Raw genomic sequence first — 1,064 nt, forward strand, 5'->3', positions numbered from 1 at the left:
GCCTGCTGCCAGCAGGCGAGCGTAGAAGGCCTTGAGAACGGGATTGAACCGTGTGCCCACCAGGGCGGCCACGAACAGCACACGGCGCACGTCTGCGCGCCCGCCGAAGATGTGGCGCTGGCCGCGCAAGGTGCCCGAGTCGCGGTTCATCGGCGCCAGCCCGACCAGAGCGGTGATCTGCTTGCGATTGAGCTTGCCCAGCTCGGGCAATTGCGCCAGCAGCGTGCTGGCCGTGGTCGGACCCACGCCCTTGACCGAGGTCAGAAGCTTGGCCAGGTCCGCATGGTGGGCGCGGATGTGGATCTTCAGTTCGCCGTCCACATCGTGCAGCTGCGCGGCGATGGCATCCATGATCTGCAGGATGCTTGGCTTGGCCTTGGGGTGCGCCACGGCCAGTCGCTGGCGCTCGGCCACCAGCATGGCCACGAGCTGACGGCGGCGCACGACCAGGGCGGTGAGTTCGCGCTGCTGCTCGTCAGCCAGTGTCCGCGGCTCATGCCCCTGGGCGTCCAGCATGGCGGCAAAGGCGCGCAGGGCCTGGGCGTCGATGCGGTCGGTCTTGGCCAGCTTGCCCACGCAGCGGGCAAAGTCACGCGCTTGGCGCGGGTTGACCACCGACACCCGAAGGCCCGCGGCGGCCAATGCCAGGGCCAACTGCCGCTCGTAGCCGCCGGTGGCCTCCAGCAGCACCAGGCGTGGGGCGAGCGGCACCAGCAGCTGGCAAACCTCGGCATGCCCTGCATCGTCATTGCCCAGATTCAGAGTCTGAAGCTCGCCGGTGACAGCCACTTCAAAGCTGTTCTTGGCGACGTCGACCCCTACATAAACGGGTTCACTCATAGCAGTTCTCCAGCTCCCAGCCTTACGAATACGAAATGTGTTCGGTCAACCATTCGGGATGCAGCAGAACAAAGAGACCACCACCGTGCGCCCTTTGCTTTGATACGAGCTCGGGCTCGCAGGAGACACAGGCTGCGCGGCAGTGAGTCAACCGGTTCAGCAATCAAGACTGTCGACCACGTCTTGACCACTGAAGTTTGAAGTATTTGAAAGATATAAGGAGA

At 64.3% G+C, this 1,064-nt stretch carries 1 protein-coding gene; it reads right to left on the bottom strand.

The annotated features are described in order from the left end of the window. The coding region (locus tag HNE04_RS27810) for an IS110 family RNA-guided transposase (RefSeq protein WP_172227144.1) at window positions 1-840 on the bottom strand (840 nt) is incomplete at its 3' end. Window positions 841-1,064: the final 224 nt, after the last annotated feature.

The sequence above is a fragment of the Caenimonas soli genome, from assembly GCF_013155545.1.
GTDB classification, from domain to species: Bacteria; Pseudomonadota; Gammaproteobacteria; order Burkholderiales; family Burkholderiaceae_C; genus Ramlibacter; species Ramlibacter soli.